Annotated in this window: 20 protein-coding genes and 1 tRNA gene; 5 read left to right on the top strand and 16 right to left on the bottom strand. The window is 31.4% G+C overall.

Annotated elements, in window-relative coordinates:
• Positions 1–6: 6 nt before the first annotated feature.
• Both B4L98_RS00815 and B4L98_RS00810 read left to right on the top strand, forming a co-directional pair.
• Entirely contained in the window at positions 7–297 is a 291-nt protein-coding gene (locus B4L98_RS00815; RefSeq protein ID WP_114998704.1) for a NifU family protein, read from the top strand.
• A 109-nt stretch (positions 298–406) separates the two neighbouring features.
• Entirely contained in the window at positions 407–1177 is a 771-nt protein-coding gene (locus tag B4L98_RS00810; RefSeq protein WP_291077318.1) for a DUF3108 domain-containing protein, read from the top strand.
• Between the two features lie 40 nt (positions 1178–1217).
• On the opposite strand, the gene aat is transcribed toward B4L98_RS00810, so the two are convergent.
• Positions 1218–1850: a leucyl/phenylalanyl-tRNA--protein transferase gene (aat, locus tag B4L98_RS00805; RefSeq protein WP_114998700.1), complete on the bottom strand. Its 633-nt coding sequence runs from the start codon at positions 1848–1850 to the stop codon at positions 1218–1220.
• An 82-nt stretch (positions 1851–1932) separates the two neighbouring features.
• Positions 1933–2304: a DUF3127 domain-containing protein gene (locus tag B4L98_RS00800; protein ID WP_019976879.1), complete on the bottom strand. Its 372-nt coding sequence runs from the start codon at positions 2302–2304 to the stop codon at positions 1933–1935.
• 117 nt (positions 2305–2421) lie between these two features.
• Here B4L98_RS00800 and B4L98_RS00795 point away from each other — a divergent pair.
• Together B4L98_RS00795 and B4L98_RS00790 are read left to right on the top strand one after the other, a co-directional pair.
• Positions 2422–2503, top strand: a tRNA-Leu gene (locus B4L98_RS00795).
• A 334-nt stretch (positions 2504–2837) separates the two neighbouring features.
• On the top strand, positions 2838–3041 hold the full coding sequence (locus B4L98_RS00790; RefSeq protein WP_038336421.1) for a CsbD family protein: 204 nt from the start codon (positions 2838–2840) through the stop codon (positions 3039–3041).
• Between the two features lie 45 nt (positions 3042–3086).
• Here B4L98_RS00790 and B4L98_RS00785 read toward each other — a convergent pair whose 3' ends face one another.
• From B4L98_RS00785 to B4L98_RS00720, 14 genes are all read right to left on the bottom strand, one after another.
• Positions 3087–4211 (bottom strand): GNAT family N-acetyltransferase, encoded by a 1125-nt coding sequence (locus tag B4L98_RS00785; protein ID WP_291077316.1) that lies wholly within the window; start codon positions 4209–4211, stop codon positions 3087–3089.
• A gap of 46 nt (positions 4212–4257) precedes the next feature.
• Positions 4258–4779 carry a DUF4833 domain-containing protein gene (locus B4L98_RS00780; RefSeq protein ID WP_286495691.1) on the bottom strand — a complete coding sequence of 174 codons (522 nt, stop codon included), beginning with the start codon at positions 4777–4779 and terminating at the stop codon, positions 4258–4260.
• 48 nt (positions 4780–4827) lie between these two features.
• Entirely contained in the window at positions 4828–5430 is a 603-nt protein-coding gene (locus B4L98_RS00775; protein ID WP_114998695.1) for a hypothetical protein, read from the bottom strand.
• A 3-nt stretch (positions 5431–5433) separates the two neighbouring features.
• On the bottom strand, positions 5434–6072 hold the full coding sequence (locus B4L98_RS00770; RefSeq protein WP_291067021.1) for a VTT domain-containing protein: 639 nt from the start codon (positions 6070–6072) through the stop codon (positions 5434–5436).
• A 50-nt stretch (positions 6073–6122) separates the two neighbouring features.
• Positions 6123–6794 (bottom strand): DedA family protein, encoded by a 672-nt coding sequence (locus tag B4L98_RS00765; protein WP_180905395.1) that lies wholly within the window; start codon positions 6792–6794, stop codon positions 6123–6125.
• Between the two features lie 9 nt (positions 6795–6803).
• A complete protein-coding gene (locus B4L98_RS00760; RefSeq protein WP_114998692.1) occupies positions 6804–7169 on the bottom strand; it encodes a YraN family protein in 366 nt (121 codons plus the stop codon).
• Positions 7170–7178: 9 nt separating this feature from the next.
• Entirely contained in the window at positions 7179–7814 is a 636-nt protein-coding gene (gene upp, locus B4L98_RS00755; RefSeq protein WP_180905396.1) for a uracil phosphoribosyltransferase, read from the bottom strand.
• The gene (locus tag B4L98_RS00750; protein ID WP_291047815.1) at positions 7801–8757 is read right to left on the bottom strand and encodes a S66 peptidase family protein; all 957 of its coding nucleotides are present in this window, start codon (positions 8755–8757) and stop codon (positions 7801–7803) included. Before B4L98_RS00750 ends, upp begins: the two co-directional genes overlap by 14 nt.
• A gap of 81 nt (positions 8758–8838) precedes the next feature.
• Positions 8839–11355 (bottom strand): TonB-dependent receptor, encoded by a 2517-nt coding sequence (locus tag B4L98_RS00745; RefSeq protein ID WP_291047817.1) that lies wholly within the window; start codon positions 11353–11355, stop codon positions 8839–8841.
• A gap of 465 nt (positions 11356–11820) precedes the next feature.
• On the bottom strand, positions 11821–12684 hold the full coding sequence (gene nadC / locus B4L98_RS00740; RefSeq protein WP_291047819.1) for a carboxylating nicotinate-nucleotide diphosphorylase: 864 nt from the start codon (positions 12682–12684) through the stop codon (positions 11821–11823).
• Positions 12684–13574, bottom strand: a complete 891-nt coding sequence (locus B4L98_RS00735) for a hypothetical protein (protein WP_291053071.1) — start codon at positions 13572–13574, stop codon at positions 12684–12686. The genes nadC and B4L98_RS00735 overlap by 1 nt, the downstream gene beginning before the upstream one ends.
• Positions 13574–15139, bottom strand: a complete 1566-nt coding sequence (gene nadB, locus B4L98_RS00730) for an L-aspartate oxidase (RefSeq protein ID WP_291047823.1) — start codon at positions 15137–15139, stop codon at positions 13574–13576. The genes B4L98_RS00735 and nadB overlap by 1 nt, the downstream gene beginning before the upstream one ends.
• Positions 15139–16143, bottom strand: a complete 1005-nt coding sequence (nadA, locus tag B4L98_RS00725; RefSeq protein ID WP_286495703.1) for a quinolinate synthase NadA — start codon at positions 16141–16143, stop codon at positions 15139–15141. The genes nadB and nadA overlap by 1 nt, the downstream gene beginning before the upstream one ends.
• Before the next feature lie 12 nt (positions 16144–16155).
• A complete protein-coding gene (locus B4L98_RS00720) occupies positions 16156–17274 on the bottom strand; it encodes a C1 family peptidase (RefSeq protein WP_291059307.1) in 1119 nt (372 codons plus the stop codon).
• A 125-nt stretch (positions 17275–17399) separates the two neighbouring features.
• Here B4L98_RS00720 and B4L98_RS00715 point away from each other — a divergent pair, with 125 nt between their 5' ends.
• Positions 17400–17864 carry a hypothetical protein gene (locus B4L98_RS00715; RefSeq protein ID WP_291059309.1) on the top strand — a complete coding sequence of 155 codons (465 nt, stop codon included), beginning with the start codon at positions 17400–17402 and terminating at the stop codon, positions 17862–17864.
• Positions 17865–17876: the final 12 nt, after the last annotated feature.

Below are 17876 nucleotides of genomic sequence, written 5' to 3'. Positions count from 1 at the left end.
AAGATCATGACTCCAGAAGAAAAATATTCAGAAGTTGAAAAGGCCTTAACTGAAATTAGACCATTCTTAAATTCAGATGGAGGCGATATCGAATTAGTATCTGTAGAAGATAATATTGTAAAAGTTCGCCTTACAGGTGCATGTATAGCATGTTCTGTCAACCAAATGACCTTAAAGTCTGGTGTTGAAATGACCATCAAAAAATATGTTCCAGAAATAGTTTCGGTTATCAATGTTTCAGATTTTGAAACTTCAACTGAAGCAGATCAAATATCTTCCTTAAAAGAAGAAAATTAGAATATCATTAGATTCTCATAAATTAAAACGCCTTTATATCAATTTATAAAGGCGTTTTATTATTTTTGGCAAACAATTTGAATCTTAACCTCAAAACCAAAAATTCAAAATGAAAAAATATATTTTATTTTTTACTTTTATTGTCCTTTCATTTGCATTGCCTTTAAATGCTCAAAACAACTACAAAGTTGGCGAAAATCTAAAATTTAGAGTTCATTATTCTGGATTGAATGCAGGTTTTGCTTCCATTGATGTAAGAGAAGCTACATTGAATGGAAAAAGCCATTATCACATCATAGGAAAAGGAACTTCTACTGGTGCTGTGCGTGCTTTTTTTAAGGTAGATGATAATTACGAATCGTATATTGATAAAACAGATTTGAAACCAACAAAATTTGTTCGAAATATTGTAGAAGGAAGTTACAAACGTCATCAAATTTATTATTTTGATCATGCCAATAGAAAAGCAAAAGTCGAAAATAAACGAGATGGAAAAGTTACTACAGAAACGATTCCGTACGATGCGCAAGATTTACTTTCTGCTTTTTATAGCTTACGTAATGCCAATCATGCCACTCTTAAAACAGGAGATTATTTGAACGAAAATATTTTTCTTGGTGACGAAACGCTTAAATTTCGATTGAAAGTTTTGGGACGTGAAACCCTAAAAACAAAATTCGGAAAAATTGCAGCAATCAAAATTCGTCCGTATGTACAATCTGGTCGTGTTTTCAAAGAATCAGAATCGGTTACAATGTGGATTTCTGACGATGATAACTTAGTTCCGCTAAAAATAAAAGCGGGTTTATTAGTTGGATCGTTAAATGCAGATCTAAATGAATATAAAAATTTAAAATATCCTATTACTTTTACGAAGTAAATTGAAAAAGCGAAGTTCGAAATCCGAATTTCGCTTTTTTTTATTTCTCCAAATATTCCAAAAAAACATCACTCGGAATTTCCATTGCACCCAAACTCGCTAAATGTTCGGTATAAACTTGACAATCGATCAATTTATATTTCTTGTGGTATTTTGCAACAAATTGTATAAAACCAGCTTTGGAAGCATTGCTCACTTTCGCAAACATACTTTCTCCACAAAAAACATCGCCCATATCAATTCCATAAAAACCACCAACCAATTCGTCGTTTTGCCAAACTTCAATACTTTTAGCGATTCCCATTTCATGTAACGTACAATATGCTTCGATCATATCATTTGTAATCCACGTTCCGTCCTGATCTTTTCTATACGCTTGCGAACAATTTGTAATCACTTCTCGAAACGCTTTATTTTCTGAATACGTAAATATTTGATCTCGAAAAACTTTCTTCATCGATTTCGAAACATGTAAATTTTCTGGAAATAAAACAAATCGATCTTGTGGAAACCACCAAATAATTGGATCTTCTTCATTAAACCAAGGAAAAATTCCTTTCTGATAAGCCAAAATTAGGCGTTCTGGCGAAAGATCTCCTCCAACAGCTATAATTCCCTCGCTATTCACTTCATCGTAATCAGGAAAGATTAAATCAGAACTTAACCAATACATATCGTTTTGTGTATAATTTATATAAAATTAAAAAAACGTGTCCAATAAAGAACACGTTTAGTATTAATTGATGTTTTTTTACTTAGAATGGTAAATCATCATCATCTCCATTAGAAAAAGTATCAACTGGAGGCGCTGGTGCAAAATTATCGTAACCTTGAGGTGCTTGTGCAGCTGCATTCGCCATATTCTCAATTCTCCACGCTTGGATTGTATTAAAATATCTTGCTACTCCTTCTGGATTAATCCACTCACGACCACGAATATTGATAGAAACTTTCACTTCATCACCAGGTTTGTAAGCATTCAACACATCAGTCTTATCTTGTGTAAGCTCAATTAAAATATCTTGTGGATATTGTTCTTGCGTTGTAACAACAAATTCTCTTTTCTTGAAACTTGCAGTAATATTTTGAGTTTCAAATACTTTCTTAATTCTTCCTGTAATTTCCATTTTTGTAAAAGCTTTGTACAAATTTAGAATGTAAAAAAAGATTAAAAAAATTTTATTTCGAAATTTTGTTAGAAAGAAAACTTGTGTATATTTGCAATCCAAATCGGTGAGATTTTAGCGGGCGTGGTGGAATTGGTAGACACGCTAGACTTAGGATCTAGTGCCGCAAGGTGTGGGAGTTCGAGTCTCCCCGCCCGTACAACAGCAAAGACTTTGAAAAATATTTCAAAGTCTTTTTTTATGACTTATTACTTTATAATATTTTTTATAAATTTAGGTCATTATTTGGTTACAAGTTGTTTGGTATGTATTCGAAAAGAAAAAGAAATTTGAAATCTGGAGGGAGAACTATCCCCATTTTTGAATTTATAGTGGTTGTAATTATCATCATTGTTTTGATATACTTCGCAGTATTCTAAACCAATATTCCTATATTTTATTTAACATTTTTTTATAAGTCTTTCGAAATCTATGGTTTAATATTTGTTCAACATATAGTATAAATCTATTTACAACTTATAAAACAAAAAATTATGGACAAATTAGAATTAGAAGGAAAATGGAATCGAATCAAAGGTGCTGTAAAACAAAAATATGGTGATTGGTTTGATGATGACAAAGTTTATGCTGAAGGAAAATACGATGAAGTTGTAGGTAAAATTCAGGAAAAAACAGGAAAATCTAGAGAAGAAATTGAAAGTACAATCAAAGATTGGAAAGAAGACAATCAAGATTAATCATTATTTCAATCAAAAAGGTTAGGACAAAATCCTAACCTTTTTTTATGCTTCTATATTTTTATAAAATGTTTTTCGTCTCTTGTGAACAACAGGATCAAAGTTTTTCCACAATTGTTGCACTTTTGTATTTTCCTCAAGCAAAGGATTCGTTTCTAAAGTTTTAATTCCTCTTGCTATAAATCGATCATAAAGTTCTTTAAAAATCAAGGCATTTACACCTTTATTTTGATAATGAGGATCAATTCCAATCAAATAAAATTCGACATGATCGTTCTTTTTTTGGGCTTGCATCAAATGCCACCAACCAAATGGGAACAATTTTCCTTTCGTTTTCTGGAAAGCTTTCGAAAATGAAGGCATCGTAATCGCAAAAGCAATCATTTTGTTGTTTTTATCTTTTACACACGAAATAAAATCGGGATGAATAAATTTGAGATATTTCTTTTTGTAATGTTCAACCTGAAATTTTTCTATCGGAACAAAACTTTGCAATTCTGCATACGTCACATTCAACAAATCGAACATCTCATCTACGTAAGGTAACATTTCGTCAATTGTATCAAATTTGTACGTATCAATTTCGTAACGTTTTTTGAGCATTTCGCACAATTTATCCATTTGCTTTACCTTACCCAAATTCGCAATATCAATAGAATATTCTAACCATTCGGCTTTTGTTTGATAACCTAATTCTTGTAAATATGTTGGATAATATTCGTAATTATACAAACCGATTAAAGTAGCAACTTTATCAAATCCTTCTGTTAATAATCCAGCTTTATCCATATTCGAAAATCCCATCGGACCTTCTATATAACTCAGTTTATTATTTTTAGCAATGTTTTCAACAGTTGTTAATAAAGCTTTTAAAATGTTGATATCATCTTTAAAAACTAACCAACCAAACCGAATTTTAGTCTTTCCAAGTTCTTTTACTTCGGTCCAATTAATAATCGAAACAATTCGTCCAACTACTTCTTTTCCTTTGTAAGCTAAAAAATAGTTAGCTTCAACCGTCTCAAAAATTGCATTATTTTTATCAAAACTTGCGAGTTCATCTTTCTTTAAAGAAGGCACCCAATACGGATTATCTTTATACACTTCAAAAGGTAAATCGACAAATTTCTTCATTTCACTTGGCGTATTCACCTCTCTTACTTCGATCATATGCTATTAAATTGCGTCTTACAGATTCTAATTTAGGGAGATTTTTTTAGAGAACAATTTTCTCTTCTACAGATTTTCCGTTTTTATCTTTTCCGTAAAATAAAATATAATCAAGCTTTACGGAGATTCCAGCCGTTCCTTTCTTCTGTTTTAAGAAAACACGATTCAGTGTTATCAACTTGTTATTAACAGTTGTTTGAACAATTGGATTTTTTTGAGAATCAAGCTTAAGCGTTAATTTTTGAGTTGGATAAGAAACCAATGTCAACTGAAAAACATTCTTTTCAATTTTCTTAATATCTAAACCATATGCCAATTTCTTTTGTATAGAAGTCAAGGGCTTTTTTGAACCATCTTCAGCATAAAGAATGCGATAAATATCAACTGGATTGTTAGCATCTAAAATTCCTTTGCTCGAAAAAAGTGCATCGTAAACAAACGTATTTTTATTGTCGTTGTGTTGAATGTAAAATAATCTATTTTCTGATTTTGGAGGAACAGGATAACCTTGTTGTGCATTTACAACAAAAGAAAAAAGGATAGAACAAATAATTAATAGGTTTTTCATTGATTGATATTTTTAAAAATAGAAGATAGGAATTATTTGAATGATTATCTAAATCCAAATAAAAAGTTTCGAAACTTTAACTTGTTCAATATTATTTTGATCAAGAAAATCTTGCGGAAATTTGATTAAATCTGAAATTGGAATAATTTCATCATTCTGAATAAAATTATATTTACCATGACCAGTTTGATATTTAGAACTTTTATTAGAAACTTCGTGATTGATTTCAATCATTTCATCTTCTAAATCAATAGTAATTTCTGATTCTTTTTCTACAACGAACAAAACCTTTTTATTCCTGAAAAAATAAATTTCTCGCTTAGATTCATGTAAGAGATGATTGTAAGTATTGGCAACTGGAATGGTAAAAACAAAGAATAGTATCAAAAAAATCATTCCAATAATTATGTTAGTTAAAATGAAATCTGTCACAAACAATAATTGATAAGCTATAAATAAAAAAGTAAGACAAAGAATTGCAAAAAGAATCATATTAAAAACTGAAATATAGCTTAAAAAACCAATTTTGACGCGAATAACTTCATCATTTTCGTGTTTATATTCTTTTTGAGACTCAATGATAAATAAAATAATTGGTAAAAAGATTATCAACAAAAGTAAGATGATGAAAATCGAATTTTCTGTACTCATTTTTTATTTTTTTATTTTCTCTTTGACGAATTCTACAATAATTGGAACCAAAGAAAACACAATAATTGCCATTACGACAATTTCGAAATTGTTTTTGATAAATGGAATTGTTCCAAGGAAATAGCCAGCCAATGTAATCCCGAAAACCCAAATTGTTCCTCCGATAAAATTATATTTGATAAATGTGACATAATGCATTTTAGAAATCCCTGCAACGAAAGGTGCAAGCGTTCTTACAATCGGAACAAAACGTGCAATTACAATGGTTTTTGAACCATATTTTGTAAAGAAATCTTCGGTCTTTAGTATCGCAGAATCTTTAATAATTCGTTTACCGAAAATTTTAGCTGTGACTAATTTCGTTCCTAAGGTTTTCCCAATCGTATAATTGACTGTGTCGCCTGCAATTGCCGCGATCCAAAGTAAACCTAATACGATATAAATATTGAGTTGAGCTGGAAAAGCCGCAGCTAACATCCCTGCTGCAAATAAAAGCGAATCGCCAGGTAAAAAAGGCATGACAACCAAACCTGTTTCGATAAAGATTAAGAGAAATAAAATCAAGTAAAACCAATGTTGATAATCATTCAAAATGGTTTCTAAATATTTATCGATATGTAGAATATAATCTAAAATTTCCATGATTTAAAGGTATAAAAAAACTCGACCGAAGTCGAGTTAAGTTTTTATAGTTATTCTTGTTCAGCTACCTTTTTTTTGCCGAACTTTTCTTTGATAATTTCCACTAAAATTGGAAGTACAGAAGCGATTGTTATTCCTAAAATTACTTTAGAAAAATTATTTTGAACCCATTCTATATTTCCTAAAAAGTATCCAATAAGTGTTAAACCAACAACCCATAACACGGCTCCAATCACATTATATGTAATGAAAATAGAGTATCCCATTCTCCCAATTCCTGCAACGAAAGGCGCTAAAGTTCTTACAATTGGTACAAAACGTGCAATTACAATGGTTTTTGAACCGTATTTTTCGTAGAATTCGTGCGTTTTATTGATATGTTCTTCTTGGATGAAATTTTTACCAAAAATCTTAACTTTAGTTGCTTTGTAACCAACTTTCTTTCCGATGGTATAATTCAATGTATCACCGAGTATCGCGGCCACCAAAAGAATTGCAATCATAATCCACACATTCATATCATTTGTTTCTTGTGCAGCTAACATCCCTGCCGCAAACAACAATGAATCTCCAGGTAAAAAAGGCATCACAACTACACCTGTTTCCACGAAAATGATTAAAAATAAAATTGCATACAACCACAAACCATATTCATTTGCAAACTCTGCTAAATGTTGGTCGATATGCATAATAAAGTCAAAAAGACTCATAAATACTTCCATAAAAGTTGATTAAATTTCCGAAGCATTAAATGCATTTTTGATATGATTTACGCTCCAAGATTGTTGTTTTTTTAAAAGTGCTAAAATATCAAATCTTACCTCAGAAATAAAATTATTTTTCTGAATAAAATCATCTGCGGCAAGAATTAACAATTTCTTCTTCTTTGTGTTAATAGAACTTTCTGGCTCCGCAACATAATTTGAAGTACGACTCTTAACCTCTATAATAACAATCTCATTTTCAAATTGAGCAATAATATCGATTTCGGCTTTTCTGTAAAAATAATTTCGAGCCAATATTTTGTATCCATTTTGGATTAAATAATTAACGGCAAAATCTTCTGCTTCTTTTCCGAAATCGTAACTAATACTCATTCAAAAAAATTATTTTGTTCCGTACAAACGATCTCCAGCATCACCTAAACCTGGAACGATGTATCCATTTTCATTCAATTTTTCATCCAAAGCAGCCAAGAAAATTGGAACTTCTGGATAAACATTTTGTACTGCCTCCACTCCTTCTGGACAACCAACTAAACAAGCCAAACGAACAGATTTCGCTCCTTTCTCTTTTAGAATTTCGATTGCTTTGATTGCAGAACCTCCTGTTGCTAACATTGGATCAACCAAAATCACATCGCGAGAATCTAAATCTGTTGGGAGTTTACACAAGTATTCAACTGGTTGTAATGTATCATGATCGCGGTAAAGCCCAATATGACCAACTTTAGCGGTAGGAATTAATTGATGAATTCCTTTTACCATTCCCAATCCTGCACGTAAAATTGGAACGATAACCATATCATTTCCTTTTAATTTGTAACCGATTGTTTTGGTAATTGGCGTTTCAACTTCTACTTCTTCAAGCTCGATGTTACGTGTAATTTCGTAACACATCAAACCTGAAATTTCGTCTACTAATTCACCAAATTCTTTCGTTGTTGTGTTTTTATCACGCATTTGCGTAATTTTTGCTTTTACCAACGGGTGAGAAATGACTGTTAAATTATCTTGTTTCATATATGTTTGTATAATGATGCAAAGTTACATTATTTGAAGTAACATTTAACTGAACTTTTGCACCCATTTTTAGCGCAACATTGTGTCCTGTATGTCCTGCAGGAAATCCGAAAGCGATTGGAATATTTATTTTTTTTGTAAAACTATGAATGACTTCATACGTTTTTGGATCGAATGGATGATTGTAGTTTTCAGCATTTTCTTCTTCCGTATCCATGTGCGTAAAGTTCCCTAAAATAATTGCGTTTACATGAGTAAGAATTCCGTTTCGTTTAAGATTCATCAACATTCGATCAACAGCATACCAACTCTCAAACCAATCTTCTAAAAATAAAATCTTATCCGTAGGATTTGTAATCGCAGATTCGCTCCCTAAAAGTGAATAAACAATCGAAAGATTTCCTCCTATTAATTCTCCATTTGCTTCGCCTAAATTATTGTAAGCATGTGATTGAATTTCGTAATTAATTTCATGTCCAAATAGTACTTCATAAATACTTTGATAGGATGTTGGATGATATTCGGTATTTGCTAATTTTTTTGCTGTAACCGCGTGTAAAGTTTGATATCCTAATCGATTAAAATGATTGTGAAAAACAGTGATATCAGAATAACCAATGATCCATTTTGGATTTTTAGTAAACTTCGTTAAATCAAGTTCATCAATAATTTTCACAGAACCATAACCTCCTCTAGCACACCAAATCGCTTTTATCTCATGGTCATCTAATGCCCACTGAAAATCTTCTGTTCTCATTTCATCTGTGCCTGCATATCGATAACCAAAATCATATTCGGCATAAATATTTTTCCCTAAAACTGGAACTAATTTCCAAGATTTTATGAGCTCAATTGTTTCTTCTAATTCTCCTTTGAGCATTCGCTTTGCAGGAGCTACTATTGCTATTTTATCCCCTTCTTTTAAAAAATCAGGCTGAATCATTTTACAAATTTTCATCAAAGGTAAACACAAAAAAAAGACGAACTATAAAAGTTCGTCTTTTTATTATTTATAAAATTTATCTTAGAAATTATATGTAACACCTGCATTCCAAGTTCTACCTAATCCCCAGAAGTAACCATAACCATCTTTACGAGATAAGTATTGATCATTGAATAAGTTTTTAATGTTACCTCTGAATCTAATTTTTTGAGAACCAAATTTAAATTCATAGGTTGCACCTAAATCAACAATTGCATATGGTCTTAAAGGAACATTTAAATAATCATTGCCTTTAAGTTCTGATTTTACAATATCAACTACATTTACATTTTCATATAGTCTCGCGAAATAGTTGAAATCAGTATCAAAAGATAATCCTTTAGCTACATTTACTTTCGTACCCATACCAAATGTAAATTGTGCAGCATTACCAACTTTTACACCATCTAAATTAACAGGTTTATTGTCAATAACAATTGAGCTACTATTTTGATCTTGGATTCTATAATTAGCATTACCATCATATTTCCAATCTCCATATGAAGCATATCCTCTAATAGTCCAATCTCTATTAACTTTTGTATTAAAATCTATTTCTATACCTTTATGTAATTGAGTAATTCCTGTTAATAAGAAACGTACATCTTGTTGAACAAAATCCTCACCAACATAGTATCCATTTGCTGTATAAGAATCTGCACGATTTTCCCACTTAGTATAATAAGCATTAATATTAACATTTAAGTTTCGAGTCATATATTTATATCCAGCCTCTAAACCTAAGATCTCTTCGTTATCAATTGCTGGATCGATGAAACTAACTGTATTTTGCATAAAAACATTATCTAAGAATGCTTGACGAGAATATTTACCAGCGTTAACAAAAATTTTGTTTTCTTGAGTAATATTCAATGCTATACCTCCTTTAATGTTCCATCCAGTTTTATTGCGAACTTTAGATTTTGCCTCTCCATTTTTATAAGAAACAACTCCACTAACAACATCTTTGTGGTCAGCGTTATAATTCCAACGGTCAAATTTTTGGTAAGACTGATTAGAAATAGCTCCTTGAACAAAAGCAGAGAAGATGTCATTAGAATACTCTACTTGTCCAAAACCACCTTGATAGTTAATTTTTTCCGAGTTATCGTAATTTACACGATCTTCTTTATCAGCTGAATTAAATAAAGAAGCCCATGGTTTCGCTTTATATGTATTAGTTATTAAATTGTTTGATCTATTTTTGTTATTTTCTTGACGACCATTCAATCCTAAATAATTTACAACCTGCTGGAAGTGATCACCTTCATAGAAACGCACATCTGCTCCTACGTTAAAAGCCCAACCTGTTTTTGTATCATAGTTGAAGTTTGTTACTCCTCCGTACCATAAATGATTATTAACAGAAGCTCTCAAAACCATCCCTTTAGAAGATGATGAAGATGTTCCTGAACCAATACCTCCAGCAATAGTTTTATTATATCTTTCAACCTCATTCCAGTTAATAGCCCCGTCTTGAGTAAATACATTATAGCCATCTTGAGATAAACTAAATAATCCTCTACCTAAATTACCTGTTCCTCCACCACGTCCCATAGACGCATATAAAACTGTAGATAAAGATGCATTTTCATTAATTGTCCAATCCCAGTTTAAATTTGTTACTGGTTTGTGGTAATAATTTGTTCTTAACGATAATGGTTCTCCATTGTAAAAACCATAGTTAGAATTACCTTTACGACCAGTCATATCATAACCTGGAGTGTTTACAGATCCATTTTTATTATAAGTTGTCGTTAAAGGCTTAGAGTAATTTTGATCATGCTCTTGTGGTGCTCCAAATAACATCCAGTTGAATTGGTGACGATCATTTGGTTTGTACCCAACAGACACAAAATATGATTGTCCTTCTCCTCCTGTTCCACGTGCATATTTACGATGAGCAGTCCAATAATCTAATAAAATAGAAGCTCCCCATTTACCTTTCATTCCTGTATTATACCCTACAGTCGCTTTTTGGTAAGAGTCATTTCCAGCTACATAACGAACAAATCCTCCTTGTCTTAATTCGGTTGCTTTTGTTACAATATTAACTGTTCCACCTACTGAAGAAATAGCTAATTTAGAAGAACCCAAACCACGTTGAACGTCAATAACGTTTGCAACATCAGTCATAGAAGACCAGTTTGACCAATATACATTACCATCTTCCATACCATTTATTGGCTGTCCGTTTAATAAGTAAGCTGTATTTGACTGATCGAAACCACGTAAAAACATTTTAGCATCTCCAAATCCAGAAGCTTGGTCAGCCACATAAACAGACGGAGAATTTTTCATGATTTCAGGAAATTCAACATTACCAACTGCTTTATCTTGAATTTCTTCTCTTGTGATAATTGTATTAGCAACTGGTGTTTTACGATTTTCCGCAACATCAATAACTCCTTTACCAATGATTAATGTTTCTCCTAAAGATACGTTTTCGTCCTGTTCAACCTTTGTAGAATCTGTTGGTTCAACAACTTGGGCGAAAGATAATGATGCCATTAAGGCAAAAGCTCCTACAAGTAAAAGCTTAGTTGAGTTTAACCTCATCTTTTGAAATAGTTTAAAAGTTTACTTTCGCAAAGTTCTACACTTTAAATGAGATTATTGTTAAATTATGGTAAATTTTTAAACTTTTCTTGAATAACTTAAATATTAATTATCATATCAATAAAATCCCCCCTTAAAAACAAACAATAAACTAAATTACATGAAAAAAAATTGAAGATTTTTAAATATTTTTAAACATTTAATCAAAATTTAACATAATAAAAACATTAAAAATTAACATTTTTTTCTTGTTTTAGATTGTTATCTTTCATTTTAAAAAGAGAAAAGTAATTAAAATTTCACTATTTAGAATCAGTATTAATAAAATATTATCCAATAACTTTTTTATTTATAAGCTGATACTAATAAATTTTCAAAATAAATTATTCAAATACAATATAGCTAACGTTAAAATCTATTATTTAGTATTCTTACTACAACAAAAAAATTAAAATGTTAAAGAAATCAAGCCTTAACAGCTTTTAAACTCAAGTCAAAGTTGGGAGCGGAATGAATAATCGCACCAGAAGAAATAAAATCAACACCCGTTTCGGCAATTGCTCGAACAGATTCTTTTGTAATTCCGCCCGAAGCTTCCGTTTTTATTCGCCCATTTATATATTGAACCGCTTCTTTCATCGTTTCAAGATCAAAATTATCCAACATAATAAAATCTACATTTGCATCCAAAGCTTCTTTTACCTCATCCATATTACGCGTTTCCACTTCTATTTTTAAATGTAAATGATGTTTTGACAAATAATCTTTGGTTTGCGCAACCGCTTTTGTAATATTTCCACAAAAATCGACATGATTATCTTTTAACATCACCATATCGTATAAACCAAAACGATGATTCTCTGCTCCTCCAATTTTAACTGCCCATTTTTCGATCATTCGGAAATTAGGTGTTGTTTTTCGTGTATCCAAAATTTTGGCATTTGTACCGCTTACCAATTCCATCATTTCGTGCGCATAAGTTGCAATTCCAGACATTCTCTGCATACAATTCAACGCTAATCGTTCGCAAGTTAAAATTGATTGTGAAGATCCTTTTACTTTGAAAGCAACATCTCCAAATTGTACTTTATCGCCATCATTTATATATTGTTCTATTTTTAAAGATGGATCAAACGTATCAAAAATAATTTTCGCTAATTCAATTCCAGCAATTATTCCGTTATCTTTCACTTTCAGTTCCGCTTCTTGAATTGCATCATACGGAACCGACGCTAACGTTGAATGGTCGCCATCGCCAACGTCTTCTAAAAAAGCTTGACGAATAAAAAGTTGTAATTTTTCTTGTGTGATATATGGAGGAAAATTCATTATCTATATGTTAAGGATGCAAATTTTGATTGATTAAATTCTTTCTTGGTTTTGTATTCGTAATACTCGGCCCAAGTACCATTTTCTTCGCGCACAACCGTAATCAACACTTGTACTGAAGGATCATTTTCGAAGAAATTTTTGATCTGAAGTTTATATTCTTTGTCATCAATTTTACCTTTTGTAATATCTATTGCTCCAGATTTGAAAGCCGCATCAAAAGCGGTTGCATAAGGATCGATAGAAGCCATTTCGAAAAGATTAGAAAACTTTCCTAAATAATATTCCCGACTTCCGTTATTACCAAAAGTTGTTAAATTAAATTCTTTATCAATTCTTACTTCAATCGTTTCTTCATCAGTTTTTAAAGTAAACAATACACGATTTTCCGAAGGGAACTTCTCAAAATCATTATTTTTTTCTGCCGATTCGTAACGTAAAGGCATTGTATATTTCATTGCAACTGCTTTTCCATCAACTCCTTTTGCAGGAGTTATTTTTAGATTAGCTCGCTCCATTTTATTATTCAACAAAACTAAACTAGACAATGCTACACTATTAAAAATTGGATTCGAACCATCAGTCGAGACATCTCCAAAATTACCATCTTCATTAATTTTAAAACCTAATTTAGATTGAGCAGTTTCGATATGAAGATAATCAGCAATATTAGAAAAGAATGAAATTTGAGTTTGAATATCTTGATTCAAATTTTTGTTCATACATGCTTGTAGCTCGCTATTTTCTTTTAAATTTTCACAACCAAAATACACAACCGCTTTCTTGGCTTCTTTACCAGAAGTCAAACTTACGTTTTGTTTTTCTTTCGAATTTTGAGCAAAAGAAAAACTCATTGCAAAACATGTAACGAACAGATATAACTTCTTCATTAATTAAAATCTTTGTTGTAAAAAGTTCCTCGATTTTCTTTTTGATTGATACTTTGCTCAATGATTAAATGTGCGACATCAACCAAATTTCGAAGTTCTAAAATTTTAGGTGAAACAATCGTAAAATAATAAATTTCGTTGACCATTATCTCAATTTCATTGATACGATTTTGTGCAATTTGCAAACGATTATCGCTTCGTACAATTCCGACCAATTCGCTCATCATCGCTTGTAATTGTTTGCGTAAATAAGAAATCAATACTAATTCTTCTTGCACTTTCATGCCTTCTTCGTTCCATTCTGGAAACTCAAAATTATAAATCGAAAATTGATTATCATTTAATAAATCGACCGTTTTTAACGCTGCACGATGACCAAAAACCATCGCTTCTAACAACGAATTCGAAGCCAAACGATTTGCACCATGTAAACCCGTATTAGAACATTCGCCAACCGCAAACAAATTCTCGATAGATGTTTTTCCTTCTAAATCGACGTCAATTCCACCACACAAATAATGCGAAGCAGGAACAACCGGAACCAATTCGGTAAACATATCGTAGCCTTCGGATTTACATTTTTCGTAAATATTAGGGAAATGTTCCAAGAATTTTTCTTTCTCTAAGTGTCGACAATCAATATAAACATAATCATCTCCGCGCAATTTCATTTCATTATCAATCGCACGCGCCACAATATCACGAGAAGCCAATTCTTCACGTTCATCATATTTGTGCATAAACAACTGGCCATCTTTCGTACGCAACTTCGCACCAAAACCACGAACTGCTTCCGAAATCAGAAATAACTGTCCATCAAATTCGCTGTAAAAAGCCGTTGGATGAAACTGAATAAATTGCATTCCCGAAACGGTTGCTTTTGCACGTCGAGCCAACCCAATTCCATCTCCTGTTGCAATAATTGGATTCGTCGTATTTTTATAAACATGACCAACTCCGCCTGTTGCTAACAAAGTTACTTTGGCTAAATGTTGTTCAACTTTATCTGTATTCAAATCTAAAATATATGCACCAAAACATGTTGTTTTCTGTGCTATATCACGATTCAAATGATGTTCTGTAATCAAATCTACTACAAAATGATGCGTAAAAACCTGAATATTTGGATATTCTTTGATCGCTTCTAACATCGCGCGCTCAATCTCCCAACCTGTCACATCTTTATGATGAACAATTCTGTTTTCGGTATGTCCACCTTCACGACCAAGGTCATAAATTCCTTCGTTATTTTTATCAAAACGAACGCCCCAATCTATAATTTCATTGATACGTTCTGGTGCTTCTTTTACGACAACCTCAACCGCTTCTAACTTACACAAACCATCTCCAGCACGAAGCGTATCTTCGATATGTTTCTCGAAACTATCTTTCTCGAAATCGCTCACAACAGCGACTCCACCTTGTGCATATTTGGTATTGGTTTCGTCTTTATTTGCTTTGGTTACAATGGTAATTTTTGCATCAGGATTTCGAATCGCAATTTTCAGCGCATAAGAAAGTCCAGCAATTCCAGAACCAATGACTAAAACATCTTGAATAGCCATTATTTGATTTTTTCTGATAAATCTAACATTCTATTAATTGCAGCTAAAGCTTTCACTCGTAACTCTTCTTCGATTTGTATTTCTGGCAATTCATATTTCATGCACAGATATAATTTTTCTAATGTTGATAATTTCATGTAAAAACATTCAGAACAATTACACGATTCATCTTGAACTAATGCAGGAATTAATGTTTTATTCGGCGCAAGTTTTTGCATTTCGTGTAAAATTCCTTCTTCCGTTGCCACAATAAATTCTTGTGCATCATTTTCTACCACATAATCTAACAAACGAGAAGTTGAACCAATAAAATGTGCGAATTTCAATAAATCTTCTTGCGCTTCTGGATGCGCAATTAATTTTGCATTTGGATGATCTGCCATTTGTTGTGCAATTCTTTCCAAAGAAAAAGCTTCATGAACAATACAAGCACCGTCCCACAAAATCATTTTGCGATTACAAACTTGATTTAAGTATCGACCTAAATTACGATCTGGAGCAAAAATAATTTCTTGCTCTTCTGGCAACGAATTAATAATCGCTTCCGCATTAGAAGAAGTAACAATAATATCTGATTCCGCTTTAACACCCGCATCACAATTGATATAACTCACTACAATCGCATTTGGATGTTGCTCACGCAAACCACGTAAACCTTCTGCCGAACAAGAATCTGCTAAAGAACAACCCGCTTTTGTATCGGGTAAAACAACTTTTTTAGAAGGGTTCAAAATCTTTGCAGCTTCTGCCATAAAATGAACACCACAAAAAACAATCATATCAGCTTCAGTTTTTGCAGCAGCACGTGCCAATTGTAACGAATCACCTAAATAATCTGCTAAATCCTGAATTTCTCCTGACTGATAATAATGCGCCAAAATCACCGCATTTTTCTCTTTGCGTAATTTATTGATTTCCGCAATCAAATCAGTTCCTTTTGGAATTTCAACATCCAAATAACCTTTATAATCTAACTTTTCTATCGCTTGTTCTAATGTATTCATTTGTGAGTGATTTTATTTAACACCTAATTGCTTTTTCACTTCTTTTGACAACGCATCTTTGTGCAGTGTAAAAGCAATTGATTTCATTCTGAAAAATGGTTTCGACATATAAATATGTCCATTATTTCCTAAATCTGTTGTTCCCCAAGAATTTTTCACATCATAATATTGATTTCCCAATTGATCTTTCAAAATTCCCGTAATATGCATTAAATGGTCGTCTTCTGTCGAATAATCTTCAAAAGCAGCTTGACGCTCATCAGCAGAAACCCATTTTTCAGGTAAAATCTGAACAAAATAATCTGATTCTAAACCTTCTGAAGGCCAAATTGCCATTCCATATTTTTTAGAAAATGTTTTTTCAGAAACATCTGTATCAAAAGCCGCTGTATATCCTTTATATAACGCTTCGTCCAATACTTTCATGTATTCATCTAATGGTAAATTATAATATGAACCATTTGAGAAATTATCTGGCACTTGTAAAATAAATTGTGAATAATATGGCGCTTGCTGAAAAGATGTCAAGGTTACATAATCATCAGGATTTATTTTCAAGGCTTTTGCAAATTCTTGTGGTGTATATTCTTTTCCTTCGAACTTAAATTTTGTTGGAGGAACACCTAATTTATCATTCAATTTTTGATCAAATTTTGATTTCCAATCTGCTGTTAAATATTTTTTAGGATTTTTTACAATCGAATCTAATCCAACTTTCAAATCTTTTACCAACATTTCGTGGTTATGCTTCACATCTGTTCCATTCGCAAAACCTGCATAAACTTCGTTTGGAACTAATCCATTTTTACGAACCGAATTTAAAACATCATGCGACAAACCTCCTTGACTAAACTGTGCTTTTCCTTGGCGATATACATAATTATACGCTTTTACAGGATAAGTAAAACGCACATTATACATTTCCGATAAATCGACATCTTTTCCTGTCAAACGCTTCACTTCCGATTCTAAAAAAGAAGTTGTCGAAAATGACCAACAAGTTCCCGTTTTTCCTTGCGAAATAATAGGAAGTGCAGAATTATTAACTAATTCCTTAAATTTGAAAGGTGTTTCTTGTGCCGAAACCAACATACTTACAAAAGCGATGCTAGCGAATATATATTTTTTCATTTGTGTTTGTATAGATTTCAAAAGTAAAGTTATTTTATGAAGTTTTATTATAAAATGTAGAACGAAAACTTCTTTTCTGAATTACATAAAAATTATATTTTTACGTAAATATTTAATTCTTATAAATGAAAGAATATATTAGTAGAAAATATAATAGTTTTTATAATGTGCTTATTATAATTGTTTTAAACATATTAATTCTATTTACTTCAGTAATTATTTTCACTTATTTAGACGAAATAATTGTAAAAAATAAATATGATGTCTTGATTTTTTGTATTTCATTTATACTAATTTTATGTGTTTTTATTCGGATTAATTATCAGATTAATGAAATAGTGTTAGATAATAACATTAACCAACTTACAATTAAAAAGGTATTTTCAAAAAAAACATTTAATCTTAATGAAGTTCAAGAAATTAATCAATTTGTACTTCCATATTTAAATTATATCAAAATAAATAACAAAAAGTTCTTTTTTATATCAAGAGCTATTGATCCTTTTGGTGATAATTTTACATTTAATAGCGAAGAAGATTTAGAAAACATAAGATGTACTATTGATTCAATAAAAAATAACATTAATTAAAAATTTTCATTT

This window comes from Empedobacter sp. UBA5528, from assembly GCF_002426075.1.
GTDB lineage: Bacteria > Bacteroidota > Bacteroidia > Flavobacteriales > Weeksellaceae > Empedobacter > Empedobacter falsenii_B.
The sequence above is the reverse complement of the archived record's forward strand: the minus strand, read 5'-3'. Positions and strand labels throughout refer to the sequence as shown.